The organism is Staphylococcus devriesei (assembly GCF_002902625.1).
In the GTDB taxonomy this organism is placed as follows: domain Bacteria; phylum Bacillota; class Bacilli; order Staphylococcales; family Staphylococcaceae; genus Staphylococcus; species Staphylococcus devriesei.
This window is the reverse complement of sequence record NZ_PPRG01000035.1, coordinates 35,154-53,171: the sequence shown is the minus strand read 5'-3', so window position 1 is coordinate 53,171 and position 18,018 is coordinate 35,154. Positions and strand designations below refer to the sequence as shown.

Annotated in this window: 16 protein-coding genes and 1 riboswitch; of the genes, 13 read left to right on the top strand and 3 right to left on the bottom strand. The window is 35.0% G+C overall.

The genetic code is table 11. The annotated features are described in order from the left end of the window. Positions 1 to 6: 6 nt before the first annotated feature. From CD147_RS06200 to CD147_RS06185, 4 genes are read left to right on the top strand one after another with little or no spacing between them, the layout of a single operon-like run. Entirely contained in the window at positions 7 to 603 is a 597-nt protein-coding gene (locus CD147_RS06200; protein WP_103166551.1) for a sugar transferase, read from the top strand. Then, the gene (locus CD147_RS06195; RefSeq protein ID WP_103166550.1) at positions 600 to 1,220 is read left to right on the top strand and encodes an acetyltransferase; all 621 of its coding nucleotides are present in this window, start codon (positions 600 to 602) and stop codon (positions 1,218 to 1,220) included. Before CD147_RS06200 ends, CD147_RS06195 begins: the two co-directional genes overlap by 4 nt. 6 nt (positions 1,221 to 1,226) lie before the next feature. Continuing rightward, complete coding sequence (locus tag CD147_RS06190) at positions 1,227 to 2,357, top strand: DegT/DnrJ/EryC1/StrS family aminotransferase (RefSeq protein ID WP_275113140.1); 1,131 nt, start codon at positions 1,227 to 1,229, stop codon at positions 2,355 to 2,357. Positions 2,358 to 2,374: 17 nt separating this feature from the next. Next, on the top strand, positions 2,375 to 3,310 hold the full coding sequence (locus CD147_RS06185) for an LCP family glycopolymer transferase (protein ID WP_103166549.1): 936 nt from the start codon (positions 2,375 to 2,377) through the stop codon (positions 3,308 to 3,310). 416 nt (positions 3,311 to 3,726) lie between these two features. Here the strand turns inward: CD147_RS06185 and CD147_RS06180 are convergent, their stop codons facing one another. Continuing rightward, entirely contained in the window at positions 3,727 to 5,196 is a 1,470-nt protein-coding gene (locus CD147_RS06180) for an alkaline phosphatase (protein ID WP_103166548.1), read from the bottom strand. Between the two features lie 310 nt (positions 5,197 to 5,506). Between CD147_RS06180 and CD147_RS12085 the strand changes: the two genes are divergently transcribed. The 6 genes from CD147_RS12085 (at position 5,507) to CD147_RS06155 (ending at position 11,338) form a co-directional block, all read left to right on the top strand. Next, the gene (locus tag CD147_RS12085; protein WP_167409739.1) at positions 5,507 to 5,671 is read left to right on the top strand and encodes a hypothetical protein; all 165 of its coding nucleotides are present in this window, start codon (positions 5,507 to 5,509) and stop codon (positions 5,669 to 5,671) included. Positions 5,672 to 5,685: 14 nt separating this feature from the next. Then, positions 5,686 to 6,351, top strand: a complete 666-nt coding sequence (locus tag CD147_RS06175) for a response regulator transcription factor (RefSeq protein WP_103166547.1) — start codon at positions 5,686 to 5,688, stop codon at positions 6,349 to 6,351. Positions 6,352 to 6,356: 5 nt separating this feature from the next. After that, positions 6,357 to 7,253 carry a sensor histidine kinase gene (locus CD147_RS06170; RefSeq protein ID WP_103166546.1) on the top strand — a complete coding sequence of 299 codons (897 nt, stop codon included), beginning with the start codon at positions 6,357 to 6,359 and terminating at the stop codon, positions 7,251 to 7,253. Positions 7,254 to 7,394: 141 nt separating this feature from the next. Next, the gene (locus CD147_RS06165) at positions 7,395 to 8,144 is read left to right on the top strand and encodes an ABC transporter ATP-binding protein (RefSeq protein WP_103166562.1); all 750 of its coding nucleotides are present in this window, start codon (positions 7,395 to 7,397) and stop codon (positions 8,142 to 8,144) included. Between the two features lies 1 nt (position 8,145). Continuing rightward, positions 8,146 to 10,137, top strand: coding sequence for an FtsX-like permease family protein (locus tag CD147_RS06160; RefSeq protein WP_103166545.1), 1,992 nt, complete (start codon positions 8,146 to 8,148; stop codon positions 10,135 to 10,137). Positions 10,138 to 10,225: 88 nt separating this feature from the next. Continuing rightward, positions 10,226 to 11,338 carry a DUF4064 domain-containing protein gene (locus CD147_RS06155; protein WP_103166544.1) on the top strand — a complete coding sequence of 371 codons (1,113 nt, stop codon included), beginning with the start codon at positions 10,226 to 10,228 and terminating at the stop codon, positions 11,336 to 11,338. Positions 11,339 to 11,962: 624 nt separating this feature from the next. On the opposite strand, the gene CD147_RS06150 is transcribed toward CD147_RS06155, so the two are convergent. Then, the gene (locus CD147_RS06150; protein WP_103166543.1) at positions 11,963 to 13,264 is read right to left on the bottom strand and encodes an LLM class flavin-dependent oxidoreductase; all 1,302 of its coding nucleotides are present in this window, start codon (positions 13,262 to 13,264) and stop codon (positions 11,963 to 11,965) included. A 47-nt stretch (positions 13,265 to 13,311) separates the two neighbouring features. After that, on the bottom strand, positions 13,312 to 14,061 hold the full coding sequence (locus CD147_RS06145; RefSeq protein ID WP_103166542.1) for a 3-oxoacyl-ACP reductase: 750 nt from the start codon (positions 14,059 to 14,061) through the stop codon (positions 13,312 to 13,314). A 135-nt stretch (positions 14,062 to 14,196) separates the two neighbouring features. Continuing rightward, positions 14,197 to 14,298: riboswitch (TPP riboswitch) on the bottom strand. Positions 14,299 to 14,551: 253 nt separating this feature from the next. Between CD147_RS06145 and CD147_RS06140 the strand changes: the two genes are divergently transcribed. From CD147_RS06140 to CD147_RS06130, 3 genes are all read left to right on the top strand, one after another. Further along, positions 14,552 to 15,748, top strand: coding sequence for a 5,10-methylene-tetrahydrofolate dehydrogenase (locus tag CD147_RS06140; RefSeq protein ID WP_103166541.1), 1,197 nt, complete (start codon positions 14,552 to 14,554; stop codon positions 15,746 to 15,748). Then, positions 15,745 to 16,857 (top strand): 5,10-methylene-tetrahydrofolate dehydrogenase, encoded by a 1,113-nt coding sequence (locus CD147_RS06135; RefSeq protein ID WP_103166540.1) that lies wholly within the window; start codon positions 15,745 to 15,747, stop codon positions 16,855 to 16,857. The genes CD147_RS06140 and CD147_RS06135 overlap by 4 nt, the downstream gene beginning before the upstream one ends. 318 nt (positions 16,858 to 17,175) lie before the next feature. Continuing rightward, positions 17,176 to 17,907, top strand: coding sequence for a phosphoadenylyl-sulfate reductase (locus CD147_RS06130; RefSeq protein WP_103166539.1), 732 nt, complete (start codon positions 17,176 to 17,178; stop codon positions 17,905 to 17,907). Positions 17,908 to 18,018 lie beyond the last annotated feature (111 nt).

Below are 18,018 nucleotides of genomic sequence, written 5' to 3'. Positions count from 1 at the left end.
AATAGAATGTTAAAACGTATATTTGATATAGCTGTCAGTGCAACAGGTTTAGTTGTTTCAGCGCCTATTACTCTAACGGCAGCTGTAGTTATTGCGAAAAAACTAGGTAAGCCTGTTCTCTTTAGACAAACACGCCCGGGACAGTATGGAGAACCATTTGAAATTTACAAATTCCGTACAATGTCTAATAAACGAGATGAAAAAGGTGAATTGTTACCGGATGAACAACGGATGACACCAGTTGGTACTTTTATTAGGAAATCTAGTATTGATGAATTACCACAACTCATAAACGTGTTAAAAGGTGACATAAGTTTAGTTGGTCCAAGACCGCTATTAATGGAATATTTACCTTTATATAATGAAGAACAAAAAAAGCGTCATAATGTAAAACCTGGTATTACTGGTTGGGCACAAGTAAATGGTCGTAATGCTATTACTTGGGATGAAAAATTTAAATTAGATGTTTGGTACGCAGAGAATCAGTCATTTAAATTAGACATGTATATTATATACAAAACGTTCATTAATATTTTACAACGAAAAGATGTTAATGCGCCTAACCATGTAACTGCCGAGAAGTTTAAGGGGAACGAAGCATGAGTCAACCTATAATACTTATCGGTAAAGGTGGTCACTCAAAAGTTATTAGAGATATCGTTGAGGCGTCCCATCAATATCATGTTGCAGGTTACCTCGATAATGCTATAGATGAATATTACAATGAAAACGATGTTTTTTATGATAACTTAGAAGCGGTTAACAATTATAAACATGATTATTTCTTTATAATTGCAATTGGAAATAATCATGTTCGTAATAAGTTGTTTAATGAATTAGATATTAAGCTTGAAAAATATGCTACTCTAATTCATCCATCAGCTATTATTAGTCCTAGTGCTAAGATTAATTATGGTACGGTAGTCATGCCTAATGCTGTAATCAATGCAGAAACCACAGTAGGTATGCATGCCATAATTAATACTGGTGCTATTGTAGAACATGATAATCAAATCGGTGATTATGTTCATATATCTCCTAACGCTACATTAGCAGGGGGCGTTACAGTTGGTGATGAATCTCATGTAGCAATTAATGCGGCAGTACTACCATTAGTTGAAATTGGTAATAAATGTATTGTAGGTGCTGGCGCAACTGTAATAAAAAATGTTAAATCAGAATCAACAGTCATTGGAACCCCAGCAAAAATTAAGGAGTGAATTGAAGTGGAAGAAGAAAGAATTTTCTTATCTAGACCTCATATGGGTGGTACAGAATTAGATTACATACATGATGCCTTCGATAAAAACTGGATCGCACCATTAGGTGAAAACGTTACAGAATTCGAAAATAGTGTTAAAAGTTATGTAGGAGTAAATGCAGCATTGGCTGTGGGAAGTGGTACTTCTGCTATTCATTTAGCTCTAATTGAAAGTGGAGTTCAACAAGATGACATTGTATTTTGTAGTTCATTAACATTTAGTGCTTCAGCTAATCCTATTATTTATCAAGGTGCAAAACCAGTATTCATCGACTCTGAAATGGAATCATGGAATATGTCGCCAAGCGCATTACGAAAAGCATTTGAACAATATGCTGAAAAAGGTATTACACCTAAGGCAGTAGTTGCTGTTAATTTATACGGTCAATCTGCTAGAATGGATGAAATTAAAGAAATCTGTGAGCAATATGGTTCAATTTTAATTGAAGACGCTGCCGAATCACTTGGCGCTGAATATAAAGGCCAAAAAAGTGGTACATTCGGTAATTTTGGTATCTTCTCATTTAATGGCAATAAGATTATTACTACTAGTGGTGGTGGAATGCTTATTTCAAATGACGAAGAACATATTGCTCACGCATTATTCTTATCAACACAAGCAAGAGATAAAGCAATTCATTATCAACATAGTGAATTAGGATTTAACTATCGTTTGAGTAACATATCTGCTGGTATTGGTAGAGGTCAAATGAAAGTGTTAGACCAACGTATTGCGCGTCGTAGAGAAATCTTCGATAGATATGAACAAGAATTTGGAAATGTTGAGGGCTTTGATTTTCAACCTGAATTACCAGACTCAAAATCAAATCGTTGGTTAACCGCTTTAACAATCGACGAAAATAAAACAGGATTTACTGCTTTGGATTTAATTGAAAAGTTACAAGAAAATAACATTGAAGCACGTCCAGTATGGAAACCTATGCATTTACAACCTTTCTTTGAGAAATATGATTACATCACTGAGGGAAATGACAATGGTGCATACTTATTCGATCATGGCGTATGTTTACCATCAGGATCAGATATGACTGATGAACAACAATCACGAGTGATTGAAATTATTAAAAGTCTATAAAAAATGAGTGATTATAAATGAAGAAAAAAAGATCAACTACTTTTAAAGTCATAGTTGCTATATTAATTTTTATCATAGTTTTTATTATTGCTATTGGTATTTTTGTATTTGCAAAACTTCATTCATTGAATAATTCCATAAACTCTCCTTTAGATAGAGAACACTCGCAATTAAGAGATAAGCCAGCTAAAGAAGGCGATCCTATGACGGTAGTACTTTATGGTGTAGATGATGACGCTGAAAGACAGCAAGAAAATTTAGGACAACGTAGTGATTCGATTGTATTAATGTCGATCAATCCTGATGACAAAAAAACAGTAATGGTTAGTGTGCCACGTGATACACGAGCTAAAATTGTTGGTCATGGTACAACTGAAAAAATCAATCATGCGTACGCTTATGGTGGACCAAAAATGGCTGTTAATTCTCTCGAAGAATTAATGGATGTGCCAGTTGATCACTACATAGCAATAAACATGGATGGTGTTAAAACTGTTGTAGATGAATTAGGTGGAGTTGATATTACAAGTAACGCAACATTTACTTTTCATGGTTACAATTTTGAACAAGGTAAAAAATATCACATGGATGGCGATCAAGCATTAACGTATATGCGCAGTCGTAAAGAAAATGGAGCAGGTGGAGATGAAGGACGTCAATTACGCCAGCAACAAGTCATTACTGCAGTTGCTAGAGAAGCCTTTTCAATGAATTCGGTTACTAAGTTAAACGGTATCTTCAAAGCTACACAAAATAACTTGAAAACTGATTTAAGCTTTGTTCAGTTAAATCGTTTCAAATCAGATTATGATAAGGCTCAAGATAATGTAGAACGCCTAACAATTGATGGTCAAAATGCCTTAGGTGATGATAATCTATATTACTTCTATCCCGATGACAATAGTTTGAAAGATATCAAACAGAAATTAAAAGATAATTTAGAACTTAACTAATAGAAAAAGCACTTTATCGTCACCGTCGATAAAGTGCTTTTTTAGTATATTAATAATATTAGAATAGAGATTAAATTCGTTTAAACTATTTGAAATATAAAGGAAGTATTGTAGGCGAGACTTCTAAGGGAACAGGGCTAGGCTACGGGACCCCAACATAGAAATTTTCAATAAGAAAATTTACAAGCTAAGCAAGTTGGGGTTCATTTATATAGGGCAGTAGTTGACTGAAATGAAGATGCGTCCAATCTGTACTTTCTTCATTTCTAGTCAACTTTGCCGGGGCGAGACAACGAAATCTTTGAAATTACATTAGATTTCTGTCTCGCTCCCCCTAGAAAAGCGAGACAAACAATACGAAATATTGATAAAAAAGCGTCCTCCGAGGAGGGCGCTTTACAAATTCTAGTTTATTATTAATTTTGATTGATACTAACATCGTTTGTGAAGAAGTCGAAGATGTTTTTCGCGCTATCGGTATTATCTTTGTTACCTAAAAATTTATCTTCGCCTGGACCGTGAGCGTAAGTGTTTACGTCTTCACCGGTATGACCGTAAGTTGTCCAACCTGTATGTGATTCATCATTAATTGGTTTTTGGATAGCATCCTGTAATTTAGTTGTTGCTTCGGCGATTTTAGGGTCATCTTCACTTTTAGCTTTTGATTTAATATCTTTAAGTTCTTTGGCAGCCTCTTTAACTTTGTCTAGTTGCTCGCTTGGAAACTTGATGCCGTAACCTTTGCTAATCACTTTTTCAGGGTCTTTACCATCTGCAATTTGTTCTGTCATATAGGAACCAGTATGTTTCATTTTGTGAATAGCTTCTGGATTCCATACATAGTCTTTGCCTTTAGCGATAGATAAACCACCAGTAGAATGGTCAGCAGTTGCTACAACTAATGTATCTTTATGTGTATCTGTATAGTCAATCGCATTTTGGAATGCTTTCTCAAAGCCACCCATTTCTGACATAACACCGGTAATATCGTTAGGGTGTCCTGCTTTATCGATTGAAGCACCTTCTACCATTAAGAAGAAGCCTTTATCGTTTTTCTCTAATTTAGATAATGCACTGTTTTCCATATCAACTAATAATGGATTCTTTTTCGGTGCATCTAATTGTAAGGGCATATTTTTTTCGGAAAATAATCCTAGTACTTGATTACTTTGAGAGTTGGCTAAATCTGTTTTATTTGTCACATAATCATAGCCATCTTGTTGGAACTTTTCCTTTAAGTTACCATTTTCTTTGCCGAAATATTTAGAACCGCCACCTAAAATAACGTCTACTTTATGTTGACCGTTAATTTTATCATTGTAAAATTGTTGTGCAATTTCATCTTTCTTATCACGGTCATCTACATGAGCAGCGTAAACGGCTGGTGTTGCGTCTGTTACTTCAGCAGTAGTAACCAATCCAGTAGATTTACCGTTTTCTTTAGCTTGTTCTAATACAGATTTAAGTGGTTTTTTATTATTATCAACTGAAATCGCACCATTGTAAGTTTTATGACCTGTCGCAAATGCAGTTCCACCTGCTGCTGAGTCGGTTACATTTTCTTTAGGATCATTTGGGTTCGTACGATTGGTACCTTTTAAATATTTATCAAAAGCAGTTTGATCTAACTCTTTAGTGTTTGGATCATCTGCATAGTAACGGTAAGCTGAGTTATAAGAAGGTCCCATCCCGTCGCCCACCATGAAGATAACGTTTTTAGGATTTTCAGTGTTACCAATCGCCATATAGTCTCCATCTTGACCTTGTTGTCCTTGATTGCCTTCACCTGGACTTGATGCTAATGAAAGTTGGGTTGTTCCTAGTACTGATGCAGCTAGAATTGTACTTGCCACTGTGGTTTTACCAAATTTGTTAATGAAACGCATTGTTATAAAGCCCCCTAATATGTATATAATCTTGCACTACATATTTAATATTAAAGGACTTAATTTGATTTAAAGTTAGTAGAAAGTTATTTTTGAGTAAAGATATTGTAAACAACCATTAATCTTAAAAATTAATTTTAGTTTTGAATTTTTATAAATAGGAAAAATATCGATTTGCAGAATAAATAGTCTTAGTGTGAGCTTCATTAAACAACATAGTAGAGTAAACGTGTTCATTTTTTACTAAAAGTTGTAAAATAGAAATTGAATTAATTGTAAGTAGTATATAGAAAAGTAGAGGTGTCTACCAATGATATTTATTATGTTATCGCCATTACTCATCATTGGATTTATAGCATTATCAATTATGGAAGAAAGAAAACGTAAGGCTAAAACACGTGATAAAGAAGACGAATTCGAAAAAGAAAAAAATAAACTGTCTAATCCTGACTACAAAGATGAACATAAAGAATAAAAAGGGTGAAATTTATGAAAGTATTGATTGTGGAAGATGACTTTGTCATAGCGGAAAGTCTGGAAAACGAATTGTCCCAATGGAACTATGACGTCATTGTGGCAAAACAATTTGATAATATACTTGAGTGTTTCAAGGCGCATCAACCACAACTGGTCTTGCTAGATATTAATTTACCAACCTTTAATGGTTATCATTGGTGCCAAGAGATTCGCAAGGAATCTAACGTGCCAATTATCTTTATCAGTTCACGTACAGATAATATGGATCAAATCATGGCGATTCAAATGGGTGGCGATGATTTTATCGAGAAGCCATTCAATTTATCTTTAACGGTGGCCAAGATTCAAGCGCTCTTACGTAGAACTTATGATTTAGCGGTCTCGCATAATGAACTTACTGTACAAGGTTGTCAACTCGTCATGGACAAAGCAACCCTATATCATAATGACGAAGCTGTTCAACTATCCTTTACAGAATTACAGATTTTACAAATGCTTTTTCGCAATGAAGGTAAATATGTCACTCGTACGTCGCTAATTGAAAAGTGTTGGGAGTCGGAGAATTTTATAGATGATAATACATTGGCGGTAAATATGACGCGATTGCGAAAAAAATTGCAATCTATAGGTGTGAAAGATTTGATTGAAACGAAGAAGAATGTCGGATATAAGGTGTAAGTGTGATGTTAAAAGCATTTATTAAATCTATTGTTAACGAATTGATTATTATCGTCATTACTTTATTATTATTTGGTCTTATCTTTTTCTTATTTGATTTACCATTTGGGGTGTTTTTCTTAGGAGCTGCGATTATTGCATTTGTAATGGTTATTTACTGGCTTGTAAAATTAAGTGGCTTTATAGAACGAGAAAATTTAAAAGAAACTAAACTTGAATTAGAACAAGAGTTACAACGTGTGAAAAGTACGCAAACTGACTATCAAGCCAATGTGGAGAGCTACTTTTTAACGTGGGTGCACCAAATCAAGACGCCGATTACCGCTTCGAAGCTATTATTAGAGCGCAATGAAGATAATGTCGTGAACAGGGTACGGCAAGAGATTATCCAAATTGATAATTATACGAGTTTGGCATTAAGCTATTTAAAATTGATGAATCAAGAAACGGATATGTCCTTTTCAAAAGTAACGATTAATGAACTCGTCCGTCCGTTAATTATGAAATATTCGATTCAATTCATCGACCAAAAAACTAAGATTCACTATGACCGTTGTGAAGCGGAAGTGCTTACAGACGTTCAGTGGTGTACGATTATGATTGAACAGCTTCTCAATAATGCATTGAAATATGCGCGAGGTAAAGATATTTGGATTACCTTTGACAGTGACACTAACGCCTTATCAATTCGTGATAACGGTGTAGGTATCAGTCAAGCCGATCTTCCTAAAATCTTTGATAAAGGATATTCAGGGTACAATGGTCGTTTGAATGATAAATCGAGTGGTATTGGTCTCTTTATTGTGAAACATATTTCACGTCATTTACATCATAAAGTAGACGTACAGTCTGAACTAGGTAAAGGGACGCGTTTTAGTATTCATTTTCCACATACTACTTAAACTTTCAATATTGTAAGTTAGCCAACGACATTTGTAAGAAAATATCAATGTTGTTGGCTCTTTTTTATTTTATTATAGAATTAAAAGCTTATATAAGGACGAATAGTGAAGTTAATTTTCAAAGAGAGGAGAAGTGAAGTGATATTATTAGATGTTAAAAATGTGAAAAAAGTCTTTGGCAGAGGGTTAAATGCAACGACCGCGCTAAATGGTATCTCATTTAATATACATAAGGGTGAATTCGTAGCTATCATGGGGGAGTCTGGTTCTGGGAAGTCTACCTTACTTAACTTAATTGCTACATTTGATAAAGCTACTGAGGGGAGCATTATTATTAATCATCAAGATGTGCGTGATTTACGTAATAAACAAGTGGCACATTTTCGACGCGATAACCTAGGCTTTGTCTTTCAAGATTTCAATGTCTTACCTACAATGACGAATAAAGATAATATGTTGATGCCACTTGTCTTAGCTAATCGTTCTCATAAAGTTATGGAGACGCGAATAGAGAAACTGAGTGAAGAACTCAATATTAAAGATTTACTAAATAAGTATCCTTTTCAAATTTCAGGTGGGGAACAACAGCGGATTGCTATTGGTCGGGCGTTGATTAATGAGCCAGATCTTCTCCTTGCTGATGAGCCAACTGGTGCTCTTGATTCTAAGACGTCTAAGAATATTATGACCCTTTTCCGAGAACTTAATAGTAATGATCAAACGATTCTGATGGTCACACATTCAACAGTAGATGCTTCCTATGCGAAGCGGGTGTTATTTATTAAAGATGGACGATTGTATCATGAAATTTATCGTGGAGAAGAAGCGCGCCATGATTTTCAAAAGCGGATAGCCGACAGTTTAGCAATTCTAAATGAAAGAGGGGACTAAGATGACGTTACGCATGTTAGGGAAGATGATTGTACAAAACTTCAAAATGCAACGCCATGTTATCCTACCTTTCATCCTAGCGTTAAGCGTGATGTTTGGCACGGAATTTATTCTTTTATCTCTCAATATGAATGCGTATGTACGTGAACGTAGCCAATCATTGCCCGGGTTTGTCGCAATGGGAAACATCTTTATGTGTATGCTAGGATTTATATTTATTTTATATGCGAACCGCTTCATGATGAAACGGCGACAACAAGAGCTCGCTATGAATATGATTTTAGGTATGGAAAAGAAGCACTTCCGCATCATTATGTTTATGGAAATGATATATCAATATATTATTATTGCCGTGTTAAGTATCACAGGTGGCTACTTATTTGGTGCCCTTATTTTTATGCTATTAAATAAATTAATGCAACAAACAGGCATGTCACTTATGGATTATCCTTTTAACTTTAGAGCTATGGTCTATATGTTATTGATACTTGCGTTTGTCATGTTATTCCTATTTAGCCTCAATAATATAAAAATTCTATTCCAAAGCCCAATTAAATTAATTACACAACGCCAAAAGATAGAAAAAAGAATACCGACACCTGTGTTATATGTATTATTTATTATTGGTTTAAGCACATTAATTGGAAGCTATCAAATTGCTTTAAGCGATCAACTGATTATTCGGTCACTCTTTAATTTATTTGGTGCTATTTTACTCGTCATGATAGGTACGTACTGTTTATTTATGTCATTAGGCATACTACTTCTTGATTGGCTCCAACGGTTACCGAGAATTTACTATAATCCGAAATACTTTTTCACAATATCTGGGTTACGTTCAAGAATGAATTCTAATGCGGTAGGTCTAGCAAGTATCACGATGTTATGTACCTTTTTAATTGTCACGTTAGGAATGAGTGTCTCGACATATAGAGGGATAGAACAACGTGTAGATACCCTTATGGCAACACAATATAGAGTAACGTTAAATGGTGATATTCATAATGATAAAGAAGTTCAAACGAAAGCGAAGCACATTGAAAAGGATATTAGAAAACATGCTAAGGTAGACTTTTTTAGAACAAATACGGTGAGTATGATAGCGGCAGATTATGGCTCAAATGGTATATTACTCCCAAGAGAGAATAAATTTTATTCTACAGGGTTAAAAAGTACTTTCCTCATTATTATGACGCAACATGATTACAATGAGCTGAATACTGAGAAAGCACACTTGAAGCCTAATGAGATAGGCTTAAGTAGCGATAGTTTATTATTTAAAAAATTAAATAATGTGACGTTAATGGGTGAAACTTTTACTGCTAAACAACTGAAGGGCTATAATTATTCATTACCTGTGCCTGGAGCTTTAACAATCGTGGCACCAGATAGTACCAGCTATCAACATATTATAAATTATTATACGAATAAAGATAAAAACGATGATCATAATGTAAAAGAAATAACAAGTTCATTTATTCACTTTAATATTATGACGAAAGATACATCGCATTTCGATAAAGTAAGTGGTCAATTGAGCAAAAAGTATATTGCGCAAATTGAAAGTAAAGAAGGAACAGGCGCATCGCTCTATGAGATAAATGGTGGTTTAATATTTATTGGTGTTGTAGTATCCATAATTTTATTACTAGGTACGTTTTTAGTAATGTACTACAAAAATATCGCGGAGGGTTACGAAGACCGACAAAATTATCAAATTATGCAAAAGGTAGGTATTGAAGAAGAGAGAATCAAAGCAACGATTAATAGCCAAATTATGTGGATTTTTATCTTGCCTATTATTGTAGCCACGATTCATGTTTTATTTGCCTCAAAATTGATTTTCAATACATTAGGCATTCTAAGTATTAATAATGTAGGTGTTTTTGCGACAAGTTATATTGGGGTTATTGTCGCCGTTATCATTATTTATGCCTTAATGTACTGGATTACATCTCGTATATATTATTTTATTGTGAATAGTTATTCTTAAATTTTTTATAAAAAATTAGTTATACTTTTTAAAAATAAGTGTAACCTAGCTAACGGTAGGGTATGAAATAAAAAAAGGAGGCGTAAATATGGCTAATTACTCAAATGAGTACGCAACATCAGGAAATACACATCAACATAAGATTAAACGCACAGTTGAACATATTCTTACATGGGTGGGCGTTGTCCTACAAGCATTAGTAGCTATACTATTTTTACTTGCTAAACCATTTTTAGGCAACGACAGTTTCAAAGATCAAATGGTTAAAGAAGCGCAAAAACAAGGTGAACAAATATCTACATCAGATATTAATCAAGGTTTTGACGCGTTAAGTGGTGTAATCAATTTCTTCACATGGGGTGCGATTATTCCGCTAATTTTAGCAATTATTGGTGGTCTTTTAATTAGTAAAGCACCAAAAATTGCAGGTATTTTAATCCTTATTGCTGGCTTTATTGCCCTAGCATCTAACTGGATTAGTGTTGTTTTATGGATTGTTGCTGGTATTATGTTATTAGTAAGAAAAGGTAAGAAAAAAGATTACGATAACCGCTATTACGCAAATGACAGTAAATACGATGATCATAACCACAATCATAATAATCGTGATTATGACAATCATAACCGTGCTTATGACGACCGTCATGATAATAACTTCGATAATCGTCACAATAATGACCATAACAATCGTTATGACAATGACTATGACAATCGTCGTCATAATAACGGTGGCCATGACTACAATGATAGATATGATGACCGCCATCAAGACGACCGTCGTAATGTAGATAATCATGACCGTCATGTCGAACGTGAAAATATTAATAATGGCTATCGTGATTCAAATCATCGTGATGACTTACATCGTTCTAATGATAATGACTTCCAACGTGAAAACAATACAGATTGGACATCAGAAAAAGATCGCCACGATGTAAGTGACGACCATGATCACCGTGATAACAACGACTTAGGTAGAAATTTAGCCAATAATGAAGAACGTCATTTTAATGATGCAGATCGTTCTCAAGGTTATGACGAAGACAATCATTTCCGTCGTAGCGATCGATATAATGAAGATAATCATGAATTTGGTAATACTAATAATGAACATCAAGATCATCACCGTGACAACGACTTTTTACAAGATGAAACTCAAAAATTAAAAGATAAAAAAGACAATGCCCCTTACAAATATTAGTCATTGATATATTAAAAGTGGGACGATAATTCGCCCCACTTTTTTATTTATATTGATATATACCAATACTCCGTATTGTTTAGCTCGCTTTTCTAGGGTGCCGTCTCAGCCTACCCCAAATTAAAACTTGGGGCCCCGGTCTTCTACTGGCACTGCTCCCTCAGAAGTCTCGCTCACAATACTACGTATATACAAATAATTTAACGTTATCATTTTTAAAATAATAAATTTCTCAAGTTATCTTATACATAAAGTTCATTAGATAAATTACTTTCTAATGTTAATGTTTTTATCATAGTTCTTGCTAAAAAATATAATTACAAATACTAATCATTGATATAGTAAAAGTGGGACGATAATTCGTCCCACTTTTTTTATGGTAGTAGGCTGTGATTGGCAGTAGTTGACTGAAATGAAGATACGTCCAATCTGTACTTTCTTCATTTCTAGTCAACCTTGCCGGGGCGGGACTACGAAATCTTAGAAATTTCATTAGATTTCTGTCCCGCTCCCCTAATTTAGCATCTTCGCCTTTACGTTAATTTCTATTATATGGATTTGGATAAATGAATTGGATAAATGAATGTCTGTTTGGATAATAATGAATATCTGTAATTTGTTTAATTAATTTAACCCTAAGTGATCTCTCAGGGTATGTCCTGAATAGTCTGTACGATATAAATCACGACGTTGTAATTCAGGTACAATCAGTTCTACAAAGTCTTCTAAACTATGGGGGAGTGAAGGTGGCATTAAGTTGAAACCATCTGCCACACCTTCATTGAACCAATACTCCATTTCGTCAACAATCTCTTTTGGTGTACCAATAAGAGTTAAATGGCCACCCCCAGCATTTAAGTAGCCTAATAATTCACGTACGGTAGGCTGTGTATCGTTAATCATTTCAAGTATTGTTTCATAGCGACCTACGGGACCACTAAATTCTTCCACCGGGGGTAGTTTAGGTACAGGTTTATCAAGTTCCCACTTACTACAATCTTGTTGGACGAAGAAACTAAGTTGTTTTAGAGCAGTTTCAACAGATAATAATCCATAGAGTTCCGCTTTCTTTTCTAAAGCTTCTTCGTGTGTCCGACCGACATAAGTTACTAACCCGGGAAATACTTTTATATATCTAGGATTTACAGTGTTTTTCGCCATTTCAGCATCTAGGCGTTCACGATAACGGCGTGCTTGTTTAATATTCCAAGATACTGAGTAAACAGCATCGGCATATTTCGTTGCTAAAGCAATACCCTGCTTTGAAGCACCTGCTTGCATTGCAACGGGTTTACCTTGTGGACTTTGTGGGGTAGTTAATGGTCCACGCACTTGGAAATATTTGCCTTTATGTTGAAGCGGTTGAATATTTGAATTATCTATTAATGTACCTTGCTCACGATTAGGTTGAAAATCATCCGTAGACCAAGATTCAAACAAACCGTTCATGACGTGAGCGAATTCGTCAGCCTTTTCATAACGAATAGCATGGTCAGGTAAAGCAGGCATGCTATGGTTCTGAGCTTCTAAATCGGTCATAGAGGTAACAAGGTTCCAACCGACGCGACCACCAGTAATATGGTCGAGACTTAAGAGTTGTCGTGCTACCGTAAATGGATTTGAAAATGTACTCGAAATAGTGGGTACTAAGCCAACATGTTGGGTTACTTGCGAAATTGCTGTTAAGTTAATCAGTGGATCAAACCAAAAGCTTGGCATAGTAGTAAAGCCGGGATTAAATGATTGGTTATCGGCAAAGAATACGACATCAAATAATCCTTTCTCTGATAGTTGAGCAAGATGTTGATAATAGGTCACATCTCCAACGCGCTCAATGCTAGAGTCTGAGTGTTGCCAAGCGGCCTGGTGATGACCACAACTATAAATTAAAATACCTATGTGTAAATGATGATTATCTTTAGGCATAGCTACATAAACACTCCAATTTGAAATCAGTCATTTTTATTGGTGGGTTAATTCATCGTTAAACCACCATCAACTGTTATATTTTGACCAGTAATACCACTAGCCGCTTCTGTGCTTAAGTATGCAATTAAATTAGCTAAGTCTTGAGGTGTCGTTACTTTACGTAGTGGTGTTGTTTGCGCGATTAAATCAAATACTTCCGGTGTTGTTACTGCACTCGCATCTGTCGTCTTTAATAAGCCACCAGACACAACGTTAGCAGTGATGCCGTATTGTCCTAATTCGGCTGCCACATTACGTGTAAAGCCAATTAACCCAGCTTTAGCCGTCGTATATTCATGGTAAGGTACGACAGGGTTTTGATATAAATTAGTACCAATACTAATGACACTACCAGCGCCACGTTCGATAAATTGAGGTATTACACTTTGCGTAACGTTAAAAGCAGCTTTCAATGTACCATCAATTTGTTGTTGATAATCGTCCCAAGTTAAATCTTTAAACGCTTTTTGTGCAACCGGATCAAACTTGAAGTTAACCAACGCATTATTGACTACTACATCAATTTGGCCAAAGTTCGCTGTCGCTTCTTTAACTAAACGTTCCACGTCTTCACGTTGTGTGACGTCAGCTTGAATAGCAATAGCCTTCTCGCCAATCTCAGAAGCAATCTGTTCAGCCGCCTCCTTACTATTGTGGTAATTTATCACGACTTGGAAGCCTTGTTCAGCCAATGTTTTAACAATGGTCGCTCCTAAACCGCGACTACTTCCTGTTACTAATACTGTTCTAGCCATGTATCTCGTACCTCCCGTACATCTCATTTACAGTAAAAAAATACGCAACCTTCACTAGTGGAAAGTTGCGTAAATAGTAGATGTTATACGTCTATATAAAGAGTTGACAAATTTGTCACATCTCAAGAGTTATCTAAAATTTATCCCACACTTTCCTACGCTAGTACGATCTAGTTCAGGTTCAAAGGGTTTAGAGCTATGCTCTATCTCAGTTCAAAAACACCCCTAGTGCATATATTTATACTATAGTTACAATTTATAAGTTTTAATTTAATAAGTCAAGGCTATTTAGTTAAGTGTGCTTAAAGTTAAGAAGATTTCAATTAATATAATTATATTAACTAATTTGATAATAAAAAATGTTTGCAATTATATATAGTAGAGCTTACGCTTATTCAATGATTTGATATATTCGTATACTTTATACTTTTTGAAAATGAAGTTCTTAGCTTAAATAAAACAAATAGTACAATAAGAAAGGAGGGAAATGATGGCGTATACTATTGGATTAATACCGTCACCTGGCGTGGCGCATAAACTAGTAGATAAAGCAGTGCCTAAGATTCAACAGTTGTTGCATCAGCGTATCGATGATAGTCAACAATGGAATTTTGAAAGTAAAGTAGACTTGTTAATCGGCTCGGCGGAAGATGTGTATGAAAGTATAGATAAAGCTGCTGAGATGAAAGAACGTTATGAGTGGGACTTTGTCATATGTATTACTGACTTACCCAGTATCTCTGGAAATAAGGTAGTCATTAGTGATTACAATAGTGAGAGTCAAGTGTCTATGCTTTCATTACCGTCGCTTGGGTGGATAGATTTAGAACGTAAATTAGTGAATAGCATCGCTACTTTAGTCGAACAACTCTATAGTAATAATACGAAAGAGAGACCGAAAGTACATCCGCTAGTTCGTCCAGAGGCTGTTGACCCAAGAGAAGACGAAAGTTCGAAACGACGTTATATTAATCGCTTTTTAATTTTAGGATGGTTACAACTCATTTTAGGGTTAACCCGTGCTAATGAACCGTGGAAGACAATCTTCAACTTTAAAAAGATTATCTCCGTGGCTTTTGCGACTGGAACTTATGTGTCCATCTTCTCGATGCCATGGGAGTTAAGTGTGCAATATTCACCGCTTCGATTTATTATTTTAATGCTTACTGCGATTATAGGTATGGCTGGATGGTTGTTTTATGCGCACCAATTAGGTGAACGTAAGACTGCTAAATCACAACGTGTTTATCGTTATATTTATAATTGTGCAACCGTGCTCACTTTAATCATTATTACAGTGATGAACTATGTGATTCTGTATATCTTATTAGCAATCAGTATTTCATTATTTGTACCTGTGAGTTTATTCAATAGTTGGACGAGTGCGAATGCAGATTTTACTTTTCTAAATTATGTAAAATTATTATGGTTTGTAGCCTCATTAGGCCTATTAGCCGGAGCAATGGGCTCTACGGTTGAGAATGAGGAGAAAATACGCAAGATTATGTATTCTTATCGTCAATATCACCGTTATAAAGAAGCGGAAAAAGAAAAAGAAGAACGTCAATCAAAAGCACAAGATGAAACGCAACAAGAAGTAGAACAAACAGCTTCAAACAAGCAAACAAAAGATGAAGAACAATATGAAGGTAAAAAACAAGACCACAGAGAGGAGGATGAATCATGAGTGAAGAAAAGACTATTGGCTTAGTAGTAGCGCCTGGCGTGACTGAAAAATTAGCCGAGAGTTTAGTGGACGATATCCCTAACATCTTATCAGAACAAAATAATAATCAACATGACTGGAAAGTCGACCTCGTGGTTGATCCTCTTACTGGTTATGCCGAATCTGTAGAGAAAATCTTTAAGAAGATACAAGATTATCACGATAAGAGAAAATGGGACTATGTTGTGGCAGTAACAGATTTACCAATGTTTCATAACCAACGTGTGTTAGCGCTAGATATTAATAAGAAAAATGGTGCAGCTATCTTCTCATACCCAGCGTTTGGTTGGCGTCCTGTTAAAAATCGTTTTAAACGATCAATCGTAGCCATTATTAATGAGGTACATCACTCTGAAGAACGTCATGAAGAGTATGATGAAGATAATGACGTCAAATATGCGATTAATAAACAATTCCCATTATCAAAAATTGATAAAACAGAAGTGTATTTAGAAGAAACGGAAAACTATCATTTGCGTTACTTATCCAATTCACGTTCTGCAGGCATGATTCGTCTAGTCAGTGGGATGACATTTGCGAATAATCCGTTAAATATGATGGCGAGTTTAAGTAATATCGTGGCCATCGCTTTTACCACTGGCGCATTTGGTCTTATATTCACGACAATGTGGCAAATGAGTATGGAATTCTCAATGTGGCGTCTATTTGGCATTTCAGTAATTGCCATTATCGGTATGTTGATATGGGTTATGTTATCTCATGACTTATGGGAATCCACTAAAAATAGTGATAATAAGCGACTTACATGGCTATATAACCTAACCACGGTAATGACCTTGTTTGCTGCAATTATTATCTATTATATTATTCTCTATACGTTGTTCTTAATTGCGGAACTTGTCTTGTTACCGCCAGGCTTTTTAGGGCAACAAGTAGGATTGAAAAGAGCAGCCGGCTTTGATTTATACTTAAGTATTCCATGGTTTGCAGCTTCAATTTCAACCGTAGCTGGTGCTATTGGTGCAGGTTTATTAAATGACCAATTAATTAAAGAAAGCACATATGGTTATCGTCAACAAATGCGTTATCATAACCGTGATGAAAATTGATAAAGAGAAACTAACATCTAAGGTAAATGCCTGATTAGATGTTAGTTTTTTTAGTTAAGAAGTATGATATTAGAAATTAAGATTAAGCTTTAATTTTTTCTAATGAAAAGTAACATTAGTTTGTTATCACTGTTCCTTTTCGTTTAACTATAAAATACTTCGAGTTTGTTTATTTAAATCGATTACATAAAATAATGAACTTTATCAAATTGCCTTGACTTTCTATCTAAAAATGGTAAAGTATTAGCATATTATTCTGACAATTCTGATAGGATTTATTCAATAAATTTGTGAACTTCAGGGGGGAATCATAAGTTTATGTCAGTACAGAAAATTACGTATGAGAACTTTGAGAGCGACCCTTTCATTGATTCGATAACAGGTAACGACGCAACTAAAGGAGCCTATGAAATTCTAAATTGGGCTTATAGCACATATGGTGATTCCATCGTTTATTCATGTAGTTTTGGCGCAGAGAGTATGGTACTTATTGATTTAATTTCTCAAATTAAACCAGATGCACAAATTGTATTTCTAGATACTGATTTACATTTTCAAGAAACTTATGATCTAATCGATAGAGTAAAGGAAAAGTATCCACAACTTCGCATCGAAATGAAGAAACCGGATTTAACGCTAGAAGAACAAGCTGATAAATACAATCCAGCTTTATGGAAGAATGACCCGAACCAATGTTGTTATATTAGAAAGATTAAACCATTAGAAGAGGTCTTAGGTGGGGCAGTGGCTTGGGTTTCGGGGTTACGTCGTGCGCAGTCACCCACACGTGCTAATACAAACTTTATTAATAAAGACGAGCGTTTTAAATCGATTAAAGTGTGTCCGTTAATTTATTGGACGGAGGATGAAGTTTGGGATTATATTAAGCAACACGAGTTGCCTTATAATACGTTACATGATCAACATTACCCAAGTATTGGTTGTATTCCATGTACCTCTCCTGTATTTGATTCAAGTGATTCTAGAGCAGGACGTTGGTCAAACTTTGATAAGACGGAATGTGGATTACATGTTGCAGATAAACCTTAAACTATAAGGTCAAAATTTTTGATTATAAAACCTAGTATTCTGATAGGTTTTAAAATTGGATTATGAAATACGAGAGCTAGGTAGATAACATAAGTTTGGGAAACCGTTTAT

Excerpts from the sequence above, each read along its gene's own strand:
- CD147_RS06145 (WP_103166542.1), bottom strand. The coding sequence starts at position 14,061 with ATGGCTAGAACAGTATTAGTAACAGGAAGTAGTCGCGGTTTAGGAGCG.
- CD147_RS06160 (WP_103166545.1), top strand. The coding sequence starts at position 8,146 with ATGACGTTACGCATGTTAGGGAAGATGATTGTACAAAACTTCAAAATG.
- CD147_RS06180 (WP_103166548.1), bottom strand. The coding sequence starts at position 5,196 with ATGCGTTTCATTAACAAATTTGGTAAAACCACAGTGGCAAGTACAATT.
- CD147_RS06170 (WP_103166546.1), top strand. The coding sequence starts at position 6,357 with ATGTTAAAAGCATTTATTAAATCTATTGTTAACGAATTGATTATTATC.
- CD147_RS06155 (WP_103166544.1), top strand. The coding sequence starts at position 10,226 with ATGGCTAATTACTCAAATGAGTACGCAACATCAGGAAATACACATCAA.
- CD147_RS06150 (WP_103166543.1), bottom strand. The coding sequence starts at position 13,264 with ATGCCTAAAGATAATCATCATTTACACATAGGTATTTTAATTTATAGT.
- CD147_RS06130 (WP_103166539.1), top strand. The coding sequence starts at position 17,176 with ATGTCAGTACAGAAAATTACGTATGAGAACTTTGAGAGCGACCCTTTC.
- CD147_RS06140 (WP_103166541.1), top strand. The coding sequence starts at position 14,552 with ATGGCGTATACTATTGGATTAATACCGTCACCTGGCGTGGCGCATAAA.
- CD147_RS12085 (WP_167409739.1), top strand. The coding sequence starts at position 5,507 with ATGATATTTATTATGTTATCGCCATTACTCATCATTGGATTTATAGCA.
- CD147_RS06200 (WP_103166551.1), top strand. The coding sequence starts at position 7 with ATGTTAAAACGTATATTTGATATAGCTGTCAGTGCAACAGGTTTAGTT.
- CD147_RS06135 (WP_103166540.1), top strand. The coding sequence starts at position 15,745 with ATGAGTGAAGAAAAGACTATTGGCTTAGTAGTAGCGCCTGGCGTGACT.
- CD147_RS06195 (WP_103166550.1), top strand. The coding sequence starts at position 600 with ATGAGTCAACCTATAATACTTATCGGTAAAGGTGGTCACTCAAAAGTT.
- CD147_RS06185 (WP_103166549.1), top strand. The coding sequence starts at position 2,375 with ATGAAGAAAAAAAGATCAACTACTTTTAAAGTCATAGTTGCTATATTA.
- CD147_RS06175 (WP_103166547.1), top strand. The coding sequence starts at position 5,686 with ATGAAAGTATTGATTGTGGAAGATGACTTTGTCATAGCGGAAAGTCTG.